14 protein-coding genes are annotated in these 13,607 nt (G+C 65.9%); 8 read left to right on the top strand and 6 right to left on the bottom strand.

Annotated features, from left to right (window positions below):
• The first annotated feature begins 15 nt into the window (after positions 1–15).
• The 7 genes from LB532_RS03065 (at position 16) to LB532_RS03095 (ending at position 9,010) form a co-directional block, all read left to right on the top strand.
• On the top strand, positions 16–1,356 hold the full coding sequence (locus LB532_RS03065) for an FAD/NAD(P)-binding protein (protein WP_140639469.1): 1,341 nt from the start codon (positions 16–18) through the stop codon (positions 1,354–1,356).
• Between the two features lie 201 nt (positions 1,357–1,557).
• Positions 1,558–3,015, top strand: coding sequence for a pyridoxal-phosphate dependent enzyme (locus LB532_RS03070; protein ID WP_140639468.1), 1,458 nt, complete (start codon positions 1,558–1,560; stop codon positions 3,013–3,015).
• On the top strand, positions 3,012–4,181 hold the full coding sequence (locus tag LB532_RS03075; RefSeq protein ID WP_140639467.1) for a trans-sulfuration enzyme family protein: 1,170 nt from the start codon (positions 3,012–3,014) through the stop codon (positions 4,179–4,181). The genes LB532_RS03070 and LB532_RS03075 overlap by 4 nt, the downstream gene beginning before the upstream one ends.
• 242 nt (positions 4,182–4,423) lie before the next feature.
• Entirely contained in the window at positions 4,424–5,395 is a 972-nt protein-coding gene (locus LB532_RS03080) for a GlxA family transcriptional regulator (RefSeq protein WP_140639466.1), read from the top strand.
• 307 nt (positions 5,396–5,702) lie between these two features.
• Positions 5,703–7,007, top strand: coding sequence for a M24 family metallopeptidase (locus tag LB532_RS03085; protein WP_140639465.1), 1,305 nt, complete (start codon positions 5,703–5,705; stop codon positions 7,005–7,007).
• A 331-nt stretch (positions 7,008–7,338) separates the two neighbouring features.
• The gene (locus LB532_RS03090; protein WP_140639463.1) at positions 7,339–8,019 is read left to right on the top strand and encodes an isochorismatase family protein; all 681 of its coding nucleotides are present in this window, start codon (positions 7,339–7,341) and stop codon (positions 8,017–8,019) included.
• 4 nt (positions 8,020–8,023) lie between these two features.
• Complete coding sequence (locus LB532_RS03095) at positions 8,024–9,010, top strand: alpha/beta hydrolase (protein ID WP_140639462.1); 987 nt, start codon at positions 8,024–8,026, stop codon at positions 9,008–9,010.
• Between the two features lie 18 nt (positions 9,011–9,028).
• Here LB532_RS03095 and LB532_RS03100 read toward each other — a convergent pair whose 3' ends face one another.
• Complete coding sequence (locus tag LB532_RS03100) at positions 9,029–9,406, bottom strand: YraN family protein (protein ID WP_181169341.1); 378 nt, start codon at positions 9,404–9,406, stop codon at positions 9,029–9,031.
• Positions 9,399–10,310 carry a 16S rRNA (cytidine(1402)-2'-O)-methyltransferase gene (rsmI, locus tag LB532_RS03105; RefSeq protein WP_181169340.1) on the bottom strand — a complete coding sequence of 304 codons (912 nt, stop codon included), beginning with the start codon at positions 10,308–10,310 and terminating at the stop codon, positions 9,399–9,401. The genes LB532_RS03100 and rsmI overlap by 8 nt, the downstream gene beginning before the upstream one ends.
• A 199-nt stretch (positions 10,311–10,509) precedes the next feature.
• Here rsmI and LB532_RS03110 point away from each other — a divergent pair, with 199 nt between their 5' ends.
• Entirely contained in the window at positions 10,510–10,689 is a 180-nt protein-coding gene (locus LB532_RS03110) for a hypothetical protein (RefSeq protein WP_140491829.1), read from the top strand.
• Between the two features lie 73 nt (positions 10,690–10,762).
• Here LB532_RS03110 and LB532_RS03115 read toward each other — a convergent pair whose 3' ends face one another.
• From LB532_RS03115 to LB532_RS03130, 4 genes are all read right to left on the bottom strand, one after another.
• A complete protein-coding gene (locus tag LB532_RS03115) occupies positions 10,763–11,200 on the bottom strand; it encodes an EamA family transporter (RefSeq protein ID WP_140639459.1) in 438 nt (145 codons plus the stop codon).
• Between the two features lie 153 nt (positions 11,201–11,353).
• The gene (hemW, locus tag LB532_RS03120; protein WP_140639458.1) at positions 11,354–12,532 is read right to left on the bottom strand and encodes a radical SAM family heme chaperone HemW; all 1,179 of its coding nucleotides are present in this window, start codon (positions 12,530–12,532) and stop codon (positions 11,354–11,356) included.
• Positions 12,529–13,191, bottom strand: coding sequence for an RdgB/HAM1 family non-canonical purine NTP pyrophosphatase (gene rdgB, locus LB532_RS03125; RefSeq protein ID WP_140639457.1), 663 nt, complete (start codon positions 13,189–13,191; stop codon positions 12,529–12,531). Before rdgB ends, hemW begins: the two co-directional genes overlap by 4 nt.
• Positions 13,191–13,601, bottom strand: a complete 411-nt coding sequence (locus LB532_RS03130; protein WP_140639579.1) for a VOC family protein — start codon at positions 13,599–13,601, stop codon at positions 13,191–13,193. Before LB532_RS03130 ends, rdgB begins: the two co-directional genes overlap by 1 nt.
• Positions 13,602–13,607: the final 6 nt, after the last annotated feature.

Genomic DNA, 13,607 nt, shown 5'->3' on the forward strand with positions numbered 1-13,607 from the left:
TCGCACGGGGCTGGCATGAGCGGCCGCGGCAACTCGATCATCATCGTCGGCGGCGGCGCCAGCGGCGTCGTGCTCGCCGCGCATCTGCTGAGACAGCCCAATCCCGACCTTCGCGTCACGCTGGTCGAGAAGCGCCCGCATTTCGGCCAGGGCATCGCCTATTCCACATTGCTCTCCGCGCATGTGCTGAACGTCAGCGCCGCCGGCATGAGCGCCTATGCCGACGATCCCGGCAATTTCTGGCGCTGGTTGCTGGAACGCGGCCTGGCAACGCCGGAGCAGGCGCCGGTCTACGCGCCGCGCAGCATCTATGCCCGCTATCTCGGCGAATTGCTGGACGATCTCGAGGCGCGCGAGAGGGAGACCGGACGCCTCCGGCTGATCCATGAGGAAAGCCTGTCGATCTCGCCCACGGCCTCGGGGGTCGAAGTGGCGCTCGCCAACGGCACCAGCGTCGTCGCGCATCTGGCGGTGCTCGCCACCGGCCATGACGAGGTGCCGGCCATGGGGCAAGGCCATGCGGTTCGGATGGGATCGGAGGCCGACACCGCGCTCGATCCCGACCGGAGCGTCATGGTGCTGGGCACCGGCCTCAGCATGGTCGACGCATTCCTGGCGCTCGAACAGCGCGGCCACCGCGCGGAGATCGTCGCGGTGTCGCGGCGCGGCCTGCTGCCCTCGCCGCACCGCAAGGGCAATCCGATCAAGCTCGACGTCGCCGACATCCCGCTCGGCACCCAGCTTTCCTATTTCGTCGGCTGGTTCCGCGACCTGATCCGCGAAAACCAGAAGGCCGGCATCGACTGGCGCGATGTCGTCGACGGCCTGCGCCCGTTCAACCAGAAGATCTGGCAGAACTGGCCGGCCTCCGCCAAGCGCCGTTTCGTCGAGCACACGAAGGCGTGGTGGGACATCCACCGCCACCGCATGGCGCCCGAGGTCCACTCCCGCGTCACGCAAGCCGTGCAGTCCGGCCGCATCCGCCTCGTTGCCGGCCGTGTCGTCGACATCGCGGCGGGCGGCGAGTTCACGGTCCAGGTCCAGTCGCGCCACACCAAGCGGCTGGAGAGATTCGAGGTCGCCCGCATCTATGATTGCTCCGGCATCGTCCGGGACATCTCGGCCTCGTCGAACAGTGTCGTGCGCTCGCTGGTCGACCGCTCCCTGGCGCGGCCGGACCCGCTGCGCATCGGCCTCGACGTGACGGCCAATTGCGAGATCATCGCCGGCGACGGCACGGTGTCCAGGAAAATCCTCGCCGTCGGCCCGCTGACCAGAGGCACCTTCTTCGAGATCGACGCCATCCCGGATATTCGCGTCCAATGCGCGAGGCTGAGCAAGCAGCTGCTGGGGTAAAGTGTTGACGTCGGCGCTGTACGGCAGGCCAGAGGGGGCGTGCCCCACAGCCCTGCAGCCACTGCGCGCCCGCCCCGGAATTTCATTCTCCATCTGGCCGGTCGATTGGCACGATCTATCTTCTTTCCCACTGCAAAGGGCTGGAAAAGAGGATACGCTGCCGCCCTGCCCGAGGCGGCCGCTTGATCATGGAGCATCGATATGAGCAGGCACAAGATCGCGCCCTCGGATAGCGCCCCTTTGGAAAGCGCCGCTTCGGAAAATGCAATGTCGCGCCTGCGGCCGCCTTACGGATCGGTGCTCGACCTGATCGGCCAGACCCCCGTGGTCGAGCTGACCCAATTCGACACCGGCAAGTGCCGGCTGTTCATCAAGCTCGAAAGCCAGAATCCCGGCGGCTCGATCAAGGACCGTATCGCGCTGTCGATGATCGCGGCGGCCGAGAAGGAGGGCAGGCTGAAGCAGGGCGGCACGATCGTCGAGGCGACGGCCGGCAATACCGGCCTGGGCCTCGCGCAGGTCGGCATCCCCAAGGGCTACCGCATCATTCTGGTCGTGCCCGACAAGATGTCGCGCGAGAAGATCCAGCACCTGCGCGCACTGGGCGCGGAAGTGCGCATGACGCGCTCCGATGTCGGCAAGGGCCACCCCGAATATTACCAGGACATGGCCGAAAAGATCGCGGCCGAGCTGCCCGGCGCCTTCTACGCCAACCAGTTCGCCAATCCGGCCAACCCTGAGGCGCATGAAACCACCACCGGTCCGGAAATCTTTTCGCAGCTCGACGGCGATGTCGACGCGGTGGTGGTCGGCGTCGGCTCCGGCGGCACGCTGACCGGGCTTGGCCGGTTCTTCGCCAAGGCATCGCCGAAGACGGAAATGGTGCTGGCCGATCCGGTCGGCTCGGTGCTGGCGCCGCTGATCAAGACCGGCAAGATGGTGGAGGCGGGCAGCTGGACGGTGGAAGGCATCGGCGAGGACTTCGTGCCGCCCAATGCCGAGCTGTCGCTGGTCAAGAAGGCCTATTCCATATCGGACAAGCAGAGCATGCTGGCGGTGCGCGATCTCCTGTCCCGGGAAGGCATACTGGCTGGCTCGTCTTCGGGCACGCTGCTGTCGGCCGCCTTGCGCTATTGCCGCGAACAGACGTCGCCGAAGCGCGTCGTCACCTTCGTCTGCGACAGCGGCAACAAATATCTGTCGAAAGTGTTCGACGATTTCTGGCTCGCCGAACAGGGGTTGGCCGAGCACGAGCAGCATGGCGACCTGCGCGACCTCGTCATGCGCACGCACCGCACCGGCGACACCGTCTATGTCGGTCCGGACGAAAGCCTGCTCAACGCCTATGGCCGCATGCGCCGCTCCGATGTCTCGCAGCTGCCGGTGCTCGACGACGGCAAGCTGGTCGGCATCGTCGACGAGAGCGACATTCTGGCAACGGTCGACGGCCCCTATGAGGGCCGCTGGGAGCGCTTCAACGCGCCGGTGCGCACGGCGATGACCTCCAATCTGCATACTTTGCAGGCCAGCCAGACGCTGGACGCGCTGCTGCCGGTATTCGACCGCAACGAGGTCGCCATCATCTTCGACGGCGACGAGTTCGTCGGCCTGATAACCCGCATCGACCTGATCAACCATTTGAGGCGCCGTGCACGATGACCGCATCCGGAAAGAACCGCCTGGCCTTCTCCACCCGCACCATCCATGGCGGCCAGAGCCACGATCCCCTGACCGGAGCGGTGATGGTGCCGATCTACGCCACCTCGACCTATGGCCAGCAGTCGCCCGGCGTGCACAAGGGCTTTGAATATGCCCGCAGCCAGAACCCGACGCGCTTTGCCTTCGAGCGCGCGGTGGCCGATCTCGAAAGCGGCTCGGCTGCCTTCGCCTTCGCCTCGGGGCTGGCGGCGATCGCCACCGTGCTGGAACTGCTCGATGCCGGGGCCCATATCGTCGCCACCGACGACATCTATGGCGGCTCCTTCCGGCTGATGGAGCGGGTGCGCAAGCGCTCGGCCGATCTCAAGGTGAGCTTCGTCGACTGCACCGACCTTGGGGTTATAGAGGCGGCGATCCGCCCGGAGACGAAAATGCTCTGGGTCGAGACGCCGACCAACCCGCTGCTGCGCATCGTCGACCTCGAAGGCGTCGCGGCCCTTGCAAGGCGCAAGGGCATCCTCTCGGTCGCCGACAACACCTTCTGCAGCCCCTACTTGCAGCGGCCGCTGGAGCTCGGCATCGACATCGTGGTGCATTCGACGACGAAGTACCTCAACGGCCATTCCGACATGGTCGGCGGCGTGGCTGTTGTCGGCGACAACAAGGATTTGGCCGATCGCCTGAAATTCCTGCAGAACGCCATCGGTGCCATTTCGGGCCCGTTCGACAGTTTTCTCGCCCTGCGCGGCCTCAAGACATTGGCGCTCAGGATGGAGCGGCACTCGTCGAATGGCCTCAAGATCGCGCAGTGGCTGGAGGCCCGCAAGGATGTGCGCCGGGTCATATATCCCGGTCTGGCCAGCCATCCGCAGCATGCCGTCGCCGTCCAGCAGATGCATGCGTTCGGCGGCATGATATCAGCCGTGCTCGACCGCGACCTCGCCGGCACGAAACGCTTCCTCGAACGCACGCAATTGTTCACGCTGGCCGAAAGCCTCGGCGGCGTGGAGAGCCTGATCGAGCATCCGGCGCTGATGACGCATGGATCGATCCCGGCGGAGAAGCGCGAAGAGATCGGCATATCGGATTCGCTGGTGCGGCTGTCGGCGGGCATCGAGGATGGCGACGATCTGATCGCGGATCTGGAGCAGGCGCTGGGGGGCTGAACGGCGGCGCTCCCGCTGAGACGAGCCAGTCTCCAAAGCCAGCGCTGCCCTCACCTGCCTGCCGGCATCCTCTCCCCTATCAACGGCGGCAAGAGGGAGCCGGGGTTGCGGTATCTCCCTTCTCCCCGTCACTATACGGGGAGAGGGTGCCGGCAGGCGGATGAGGGGCGGCGCCAACGTCGCAGAAAAGCCAGCCACAACCCCGTTGACCCCAAATCCCATCTGCCCGAGATGTAGCGCCTATGGCCACGCGCGAACCCCCAAAATCCGCCGACACCCCCCTCACCTTCGCGGTGCTGGTGTTCCCCGGCTTTCCGATGATGGCGTTCAGCTCGGTCATCGAGCCGCTGCGCGCCGCCAACATTCTGGCGAAGCGGGAATGCTATCGCTGGATCATCGTGGGCGGCACGAAAGGCACGGTCGAGGCGTCGAACGGCGTCGTCATCCAGCCGGGGTTCTATGCCGAGGATGCGCCAAAGGTCGACCGCATCGTCGTCTGCTCGGGCGGCGACGCCGATCATCTCGTCGCCGAGGATGCGGCAAGCTGGATCCGCCGCAGCTTGCGGGGTGGCGCCCATATCGGCGCGGTGGCGGACGCGGCGTTCTTTCTTGCTCGCGCGGGCCTGCTCGACGGCCATGCCTGCACCTTGCACTGGACCAGTCAGGCCGCCTTCACCGAGGCCTTTCCCGACGTCGAGCTAAGACGCGACCTCTATGTCATCGACCGCAAGCGTTTTACGTCGGCCGGCGGCGTCGGCAGCCTCGACATGATGCTGGAGATCATCACCCGCGACTACGGCGCCGAGCTTGCGGCCGGCGTCGCCGAATGGTTCGTGCACAGCCAGCTGCGCTCCAGCGTCGACCGCAAGCTGATGCCGCTGCGCCTCCGCACCGGCGTGCGGAACGAGCTGGTGCTGTCGGCCATCGCCATCATGGAGGACGCTGTGGAGGAGCGGCTCGGCATGGCGGAGCTGACGGCCAGGCTCGGCGTCTCCTCCGACAAGCTCGAACGCTCCTTCCGCTCCGAACTCGCCATCTCGCCCAACGGCTATTACCGGCGGCTCAGGCTGAAACGCGCCGCCGATCTCCTGGCACACTCGACGCTGGCCGTGCGCGACGTGGCGCTCGCCTGCGGCTTTGCCTCGATGTCGAGCTTTGCGCGCGCCTTTCGGGAGGAGCATGGCCATCCTCCGAAGCTGGCGCGACGGCATTAGAGGTCCTGCTGGCGCTGAGAGACGTTGGCGGGCAGCGCCCCCCTCTGTCCTGCCAGACATCTCCCCTCAAGGGGGAATCGAACGTCACAACAGCTTTCGCCAATGTTCAGCGAAGAAGCGACGAGGTCAAAAGCTGCCAATCTCCCCACTTGAGGGGGAGATGCCCGGCAGGGCAGAGGGGGGCGCTTGGCACCCGCATCTCTTATTACCCCAGCGGCATCTTGCACAACAAGCGCGGTTTTCCGCACAATCCCTCGTTACCGCCTGCGCCATGGTCTGATCTTGCAAACCACCCAAGGTCAGCCCCATGAGCATCGTCGTATTCGACCCCGACAGCACTGAAGACGTCGACTTCAAGGACCGTATGCGCCATCCCGCGGCGGCCGATCCGGCGGGCGGCATGTGGCTGTCCGACACCGAGCCGTCCTTCATCGATGCCGACGCGCTTCGTAAAGGCCGGCTGGCCAGGCTGCGCGGCTGGATGCGTGAGGCCGGATATGGCGGCGTCGTGCTGTTCGATCCCTATAACCAGCGCTACGCCACCGGCTCGCGCAACATGTTCGGCTATTTCCTGCGCAATTCGACCCGCTACTTCTTCATCCCGACCGAAGGGCCGATCGTGCTGTTCGAATATCCGCAGAGCTACCATGTCTCCATGGTGCTCGACACGATCGACGAGGCGCGTCCGTCCAAGCTGGTCTGGTCATCGGTGTCGGGCCGCGACGACGAGACCGCCGGCCCCTTCGCCGATGAGATTGCAGAACTCCTGAAAAAGCATGGCGGCGGCTCGATGAAGCTCGGCCTCGACCGCTGCAGCCATCTGCAGGCGCTGGCGCTGGAAAAACGCGGCTGCGAGGTCAGGGATTGCCAGGGCGAGATCCTGGCCGTGCGCGCCGTCAAGACGCCGGAGGAAGTCAAATGCCTGCAGGCGTCCATGGCCGGCGCCGAAGCCGCCGTCTATGCGGTGCGCGAGGCGATCAAGCCCGGTGTCTCCGAAAACGAGCTGTTCGCCATCATGTATGGTGAGGTCATCCGCCAGGGCGGCGAGTTCATCGAGACGCGGCTGCTCACCTCCGGCCAGCGCACCAACCCCTGGTTCAACGAGGCCAGCGGCCGCAAGATCAGGCCCGGCGAATTGCTGGCGCTCGATACCGACACGATCGGCTGCTATGGCTATTATTCGGACTTTTCCCGCACCTTCCGCTGCGGTCCGGGCAAGCCGACCCCTTACCAGAAGTCGCTCTACCGCATGGCGCACGACCAGGTTCAGCACAACATCTCCATCGTGAAGCCAGGCATGGCCTTCCGCGAGATCGCCGAGAAGGCGTGGAAAATCCCCGACCGCTTCGTCGACCAGCGCTACACTTCGGTCATGCACGGCGTCGGCATGCATGGCGAAACACCCTTCATCGCGCACGCCATGGACTACGAAACCTATGGCCGCGACGGCCATATCGTGCCAGGCATGGTGGTGAGCGTGGAAAGCTATATCGGCGAGAAGGGCGGCCGCGAGGGCGTCAAGCTGGAGGACGAAATCCTGATCACCGAGACGGGGACGGAGCTTCTGTCGCGTTTCCCCTATGAGGATGAGTTTTTGGAGGGGCGGGTTTGATGGTGGTTGCGCGCCTCAGTGGGGCATCGCAAGCCGTCTGGACTAGCCGCGACGCCCATCGCTTCGTCATCCTAGGGCGAAGCAAGGAGCGCAGCGACGCGGCGCAGACCCTAGGATCCATGCCGCGACGTCTCAGCGCCGCAACGGTCCAAGTTCTGCTCCGCTGCATCCCTCGATCGAGGTCACGGCATGGATCCCAGGGTCTCCGCGACGCCGCTCCGCGGCTGCTTCGCCCTGGGATGACGAAGGTGGGGACGCTTCGGTCAATCACCACCGCTTGCGCAAACGTACGATACGGAGCAGCGTCGGCCCCCAACCCAGGCCCATCCGCATGAAAGCCCCGCTCTCCATCAGGCGCGGCAGCGTGGCCGCTGTCTTCATCGACCTGCAGGAAGAGCACCGGCAGGATACTCGCTATCTCGTCGAGGGTTTTGAAAAAATCCTCGCCAATGTCCAGCGCCTGCAGGCGGCGGCGCGGCAGAACCATGTGCCGCTTTACCACTGGGCCTACATCGTCGATCTCGACAGCCAGGACCGCCCCTTCCATCCCGTTGGAGCCGACGGCAAGTCGGCCTTCTCCGACAAGAGCGATCCGCTGACCGAGATCTGCCGTGAGGTGGCGCCGGCCGATGGCGAGACGCTGCTGATCAAGGCCGAGGCCAGCGCCTTCCGCGCCGGGCCGGCCGCCGATCGGCTCAAGACTTCCGGCATCGAATGGCTGGTCATATCGGGCGTGTGGACCGAGGCCTGCATCGATGCCACCGTGAAGGACGCCGTGGCGCGCGGTTTTCGCGTGCTGCTGGTCAAGGACGCCTGCGGCAGCGGCAGTGCCGCCATGCACCAGACCGGCATCCTCAATCTCGCCAACCGGCTCTATGGCGGCGCCGTCACCGACACCGAAGGCGCCTGCCGGCTGCTGGCCGGCGAGAGCGTCGCCGTCTGGCAGGTCGAGGGCTCGGTGCCGCTGCGCTTCAGCTTTGAAAACGCGGCCAGGCTTTACAGCGAGCTTTGAGGCAATGCCTTCCGAAACCGTGGGCAGCAGTGAAACGACCAGGCGCGGCAAATACGCGACGCTGCTCGACCCCGCGCTGTGGGCCTATATAGACGGCATCAACGCCTGGTATCCGCCCGAGACGATCGACCTGCCGATCGCCAAGCAGCGCGCGATCTATGACAGGATGTGCCGGGCGCTTCGCCAGCCCTATCCGCCGGGGGTGACGGCCAGCGACGGCCTCATCGCCGCCCCCGGCCGCGACATCGCGGTGCGGCAATACCGGATGGCAGGCACGGCCGCGCGGGCCACGGTGCTTTATTACCATGGCGGCGGCTTCATCCTGGGCGGGCTCGACAGCCATGACGACATCTGCGCCGAGATCTGCGCCGGCACCGGCTTTGCGGTGCTCTCGGTAGACTACCGGCTGGCGCCCGAACATCTTCATCCCGCCGCCTTCGACGACGCTCTGGCCGCCTTCGAATGGGCGGCGGCCACGGCGAGCGGGCCACTGCTTCTGTGCGGCGAGAGCGCCGGCGGCAATCTGGCGGCGGCGGTCAGTCACGCGACGCGCGCTCACGCGAAGAGGCCGACCGGCCAGGTGCTGATCTATCCCGGCCTCGGCGGCGACGAGGCTGCCCGCTCCTATATCGAGCATGCCGAGGCGCCGCTGCTGTCGGTCGGCGACATCGCCTTCTACCGCGACGTCCGCTCGGCCAAGAGACAGGCGCCGGATGATCCGACCTTCTCGCCCCTGCGCGCCGCCGACTTCTCCGGCCTGCCGCCCACCGTCGTCATTACCGCCGAATGCGACCCGCTGTCGTCGGATGGCGAGGCCTATCGCGATCGCATCCTGGCCGCCGGCGGCAGAGCGAGCTGGCACGAGGAGAAGCGCCTCGTGCACAGTTTCCTGCGCGCCCGCACCACCGTGCCGGTCGCCGCCGAAGCGTTCCGGCGCATAATCGCGGCGATCGCAGCACTTGGCGCGGGCGAATGGCCCGTCGAATGCTGAACGCCAGCGAAGCAGCCCTCAATTGCGTCCGTAAAACGCGTTCGGGACATGCACCGGCCAGCGCCATGGCAGCACGGCGATCATGTCGAACCGCATCGACAGCCTGCCGTAATCCGGCTGGCGCGACAGCCAGATGTCGGCGGCGCCTTCGATGCGGCGTTCCGATTCGTGGGCGATCGCCTCCATTGCCTCCATCAGCGTGCGGCGGGCCTTGACCTCGACGAACAGCACCAGGTCGCCCCGCCGTGCGATCAGATCGATCTCGCCGAACCGCGTGCGGTGACGGCGCGCCAGGATCCGGTAGCCCTTCAGCACCAGCACCGCCGCCGCCAGCCATTCGCCGCGATGGCCGCGCCGGTAGGCTTTTTGACGGCTGACGCTCGGGAGCCTAGCCACGGTCCTCTCCACAGGCATCCCTGAGTTCCAGCAGCCGTCGGTAAAGCGCCTGCTTCTGGCCGCCGGTCATTTTTGCCGCTTCGCCGGCCGCCTTGGAGGCCGGCATTTCGGCGGCGAGCGACAACAGCAGCCGGTCGATATCGGCCGGCTCCTCCGCCCTGGCTTCGGCCGGACCGACGCACACCACGATCTCGCCCTTCGGCGTATCGGCCGCCGCATAGTGGTCGGCCAGCGCCCGCAGCGTGCCGGTGCGCATTTCCTCGAAGGTCTTGGTCAATTCCCTGCCGATCGCTGCCTTGCGCTCGCCGCCAAGCGCCTCGACCATCGCGCCGAGAGACTCGGCCAGCCGGCGCGGCGATTCGAAGAAGATCAGCGTCGCCGGCACCGCTTTCAGCGCTTCCAGCCGCGCCAGTCGCTGCCCCGCCTTGACCGGCAGGAAGCCGGCGAACAGGAAGGCATCCGAAGGCAGGCCGGATGCGGTGAGCGCGGCAAGCGGCGCGGACGGACCGGGGATGGGCACGACGCGAATGCCCTGGTCGAGCGCCTCGCCGACCAGCCGGTAGCCGGGATCGGAAACCAGCGGCGTGCCGGCATCCGAGATCAGGGCCACGCTCTGCCCCGACTGGAGCGCCGCTATCAATTTTGGACCGGCCTCGCCGGCATTATGCTCGTGATAGGCCGTGGTGCGGCGGCGGATGCCGTAGCGGTCGAGCAGCACGCGCGACACGCGCGTGTCCTCGCAGGCGACCATGTCGGCAGCGGCCAGCGTCTCAAGCGCGCGCAGCGTGATGTCGGCGAGATTGCCGATCGGCGTCGCCACCAGGTAGAGCGCCGGTTCGAGCGGCCGGGCGGTAATCTCGGTCTGCCCGATCACATAGCTGCGCTTGCCTGTCTCGCCAGTCACCGGTGCCTTCTCCGTCAGCGGCGCGCCCGCGTCCAGATGGAGCCGCGAAGGACGTTCCGAAATCATCCGCCCTGTTTGGCACGGCCCGCGCCGGGTTGCAAAAGCCGCTGTAATGCAAGGCGAGCGCCATTCCTTCGCCACAGTAGGGAACGAAACCGTCTTTCGCAGATTTAGCCCCTGATTCCCCCGGGAGGACAGGATGGACAGACTGACCATACAGGACGCTTTCGAGCCCTACTATGCAGGCCGCAAGCGCTTTGCCGCGCAAGGAGACGGGAAACCGCCCGCCACCACAGACGGCAAGCAGGGGCCCGCGCGCCGCCCGCCACCAGAGATCAAGCTACCCGACAACGAACCCGACAGCACGACGGAGCACTGACCGGACGATGCCCAATCGCTTCGATATTTTCATCACCCGTCTCGAAACCAAGAACGCCCGCCACGGCGCAGCACTACCCTCGATTAGCGACCAGCACCGCGCCCGCCGCGATAAGGGCGACGCCAAGCCAGTTCGTACTGGTGAGCCGCTCGCCGAGAAAGACCGCGCCAAACACCGCCACAAGCACGACGCTTAGCTTGTCGATGGGCGCCACTTGCGCCGCATTGCCGATTTTCAGCGCGCGGAAATAGCAGAGCCACGAGGCTCCGGTCGCCAGTCCCGACAGGCCGAGGAAAAGCCAGGTCTTTCCGGAGATCGAGGCCCATGATTGGAATTGGCCGCTGGCGGCGAGGATGGCCGCAAGCACGACCAGGATGATGGCTGTCCGGATGAGGGTGGCGAAATCGGAATTGATCGTCTCGATGCCCACCTTGGCAAAGATCGCCGTCAGTGCCGCGAAAGCCGCTGACAGCAGCGCCCAGAATTGCCAGGAAGAAACGGTCAGGTTCATTTCGGGCCTCACGATGTCCTGGGTCCAGATAACGTGAAACCCGCGCCTTCAGAAGCGCAATCTCCGGCTTGGGGATTGAGAGCGGTATCTCGCCTTCGTCCTCCTCGGATCTGCGCGCCGCTCCGCATTACTCCGCTAGTGGATGTGGGGGGCCTACCGCGCCAGATCGGCCACCACGGCGTCGAGCACGATCATGCCGGCGGGCGTGGCGCGCAGGCGGGCGTTGCCGATCGGCGCCACCAGCCCTTCGCCCTGCAGCACCGACAGCCGTGCGCTCGACAGGCCGCGCCCGGAAAACGCTTCGTAGCGCGACAGGTCGATGCCTTCCGCCAGCCTCAGTCCCATCAGCAGGAACTCGTCAGCCTCTTCGGAGCGCGTCAGCGTTTCGCCGCCGGTGACGCCATGGCCCTTGGCCTCGACCAGATTGGCCCAGGTTTCCGGCATCCTCTCCGCGATGGTCACGACGCGGTGGCCGTTCTCGACGAAGCGGCCATGCGCGCCGGGGCCGACGCCGACATATTCGCCATAGCGCCAGTAGGTCAGATTGTGCCGGCTTTCGGCACCCGGCCGGGCGTGGTTTGAGATCTCATATGCCGGCAAACCATGGGCTGATGTCACCTCTTGCGTGAGCGCATAAAGGTCGGCGGCGTGGTCGTTGTCGGGGATGATGAATTTCTTCGCCGCGTGCAGCGCGTGGAACGGGGTGCCTTCCTCGATGGTCAGCTGATAGAGCGACAGATGGTCGGCGGCGTGGCCGATCGCCTGTTCGAGCTCCGATGCCCAGGCCTCCGGCGTCTGGCCTGGCCGTGCGTAGATCAGGTCGAAGGAGAGCCTTGGGAATATCTCCCGCGCGAGCCCGATCGCGTGCAGCGCCTCGTCCACATTGTGCAGCCGGCCAAGGAAGCGCAAATCCTTGTCGTCCAGCGCCTGCACGCCGAGCGAGACCCTGTTGACGCCCGCCGCGCGATAGCCACGAAAGCGTTCGGCTTCGACCGAGGAGGGATTGGCCTCCAGCGTCACCTCGATGCCGTCGGGCACCGCCCAGTTCTTCGCCACGGCGTCCAGGACCCTGGCCACCGTTTCCGGCTTCATCAACGACGGCGTGCCGCCGCCGAGAAAGATGCTGGTCACCTCGCGTGGGCCGGTGCGCTGGCGCATTGTTGCCAGTTCCGCCTCGAAGGCGGCGGCAAAGCGCCCCTGGTCGACCGGCTGGTGGCGGACATGGCTGTTGAAGTCGCAATAGGGGCACTTGGCCGCGCAGAACGGCCAATGCACATAGACGCCGAAACCGGGGCTGCGGTCGAGCGGCATGGTGGCGCCGGGCCTGATCATGCCGAGCCTAACCTGGCCAGACCCAATCGAGCCTGGGCGAATTTCTGGAAGGCGCGGGCGCGGTGCGACAGCGCCGTGGCCTGGCCGGGCTTCCAGCCATGTTTCTCCTCGGCGGTCATCTCGCCGAAGGTTTTTTCGAAGCCGTCCGGCAGGAACACCGGGTCATAGCCGAAGCCAAGCTCGCCGCGCGGCGGCCAGACCAGCCTGCCTTCGGCCTCGCCGCGGTAATACTCAGCCTCGCCATCAGGAAAGGCGAGACAGATGACGGCGACGAAGCGGCCCTTGCGCTGCTCGGCCGAGGCCGCGCCGACTTCCTGCAGTGCCACTTCGGTGCGCTGCATGGCGATACCGAAATCCCTGCTGCCATCAGGCGTTTCGGCCCAGTTGGCGGTGTAGACGCCGGGCGCGCCGTCAAGCGCGTCGACGCACAGGCCCGAATCATCCGACAGCGCCGGCAGGCCCGTCGCCTTGGCCGCGGCGAACGCCTTGATATATGCGTTCTCCTCGAAAGTGGTGCCGGTTTCGTCGGGTTCGGGCAAGCCATAGTCCTTCGCCGATTTCGCCTCGAATCCGAATGGCGCCATCAGATCGGCGAATTCGCGCAGCTTGCCTTCATTGTGGCTGGCGACGACGATCTTTTTTCCGTCGAGAGAATGCATCAAAGTCCCCAGATTCTTGGCTCGGCGAATTCGATCGAATTGCCGGAAGGATCGCGGATATAGAGCGAGCGGCCGCCTTGCGGCCATTCGAATTCGCTTTCGATGGTGATGTTCTTCGCCTCCAGATGGGATCTCCAGCGGCTGATTTCATCGGCGGTCGCCGCAAAGCAGAGATGGCCTTCGCCTGATGTGCCGTGCGGGGGCACTTTCAGCCTCGCGTCGGGCTCGGGCGGGACCTTGGTCGCCTCGGCGTTGAAGATCAGCAGCACGCCGGCTCCGCAGCGGAAGAAGAGATGGCGACCCTCGACCTTGCCGAGAGGAGTGAGGCCAAGGACATCGGTGTAGAAGCTTTCCGCAGCCGCCAGGTCGGTGACGTAGAGGGCGGATTCCAGGATTGCGGAGGGTGTCACGAGGCT

The organism is Mesorhizobium sp. ESP-6-2 (genome assembly GCF_020164675.1).
Lineage (GTDB): Bacteria > Pseudomonadota > Alphaproteobacteria > Rhizobiales > Rhizobiaceae > Mesorhizobium.

Bases quoted from the DNA above. Each gene is read 5' to 3' on its own strand.
- LB532_RS03065 (WP_140639469.1), top strand. From the start codon at position 16: ATGAGCGGCCGCGGCAACTCGATCATCATCGTCGGCGGCGGCGCCAGC.
- LB532_RS03070 (WP_140639468.1), top strand. From the start codon at position 1,558: ATGAGCAGGCACAAGATCGCGCCCTCGGATAGCGCCCCTTTGGAAAGC.
- LB532_RS03075 (WP_140639467.1), top strand. From the start codon at position 3,012: ATGACCGCATCCGGAAAGAACCGCCTGGCCTTCTCCACCCGCACCATC.
- LB532_RS03080 (WP_140639466.1), top strand. From the start codon at position 4,424: ATGGCCACGCGCGAACCCCCAAAATCCGCCGACACCCCCCTCACCTTC.
- LB532_RS03085 (WP_140639465.1), top strand. From the start codon at position 5,703: ATGAGCATCGTCGTATTCGACCCCGACAGCACTGAAGACGTCGACTTC.
- LB532_RS03090 (WP_140639463.1), top strand. From the start codon at position 7,339: ATGAAAGCCCCGCTCTCCATCAGGCGCGGCAGCGTGGCCGCTGTCTTC.
- LB532_RS03095 (WP_140639462.1), top strand. From the start codon at position 8,024: ATGCCTTCCGAAACCGTGGGCAGCAGTGAAACGACCAGGCGCGGCAAA.
- LB532_RS03110 (WP_140491829.1), top strand. From the start codon at position 10,510: ATGGACAGACTGACCATACAGGACGCTTTCGAGCCCTACTATGCAGGC.
- LB532_RS03115 (WP_140639459.1), bottom strand. From the start codon at position 11,200: ATGAACCTGACCGTTTCTTCCTGGCAATTCTGGGCGCTGCTGTCAGCG.
- hemW (WP_140639458.1), bottom strand. From the start codon at position 12,532: ATGATCAGGCCCGGCGCCACCATGCCGCTCGACCGCAGCCCCGGTTTC.
- rdgB (WP_140639457.1), bottom strand. From the start codon at position 13,191: ATGCATTCTCTCGACGGAAAAAAGATCGTCGTCGCCAGCCACAATGAA.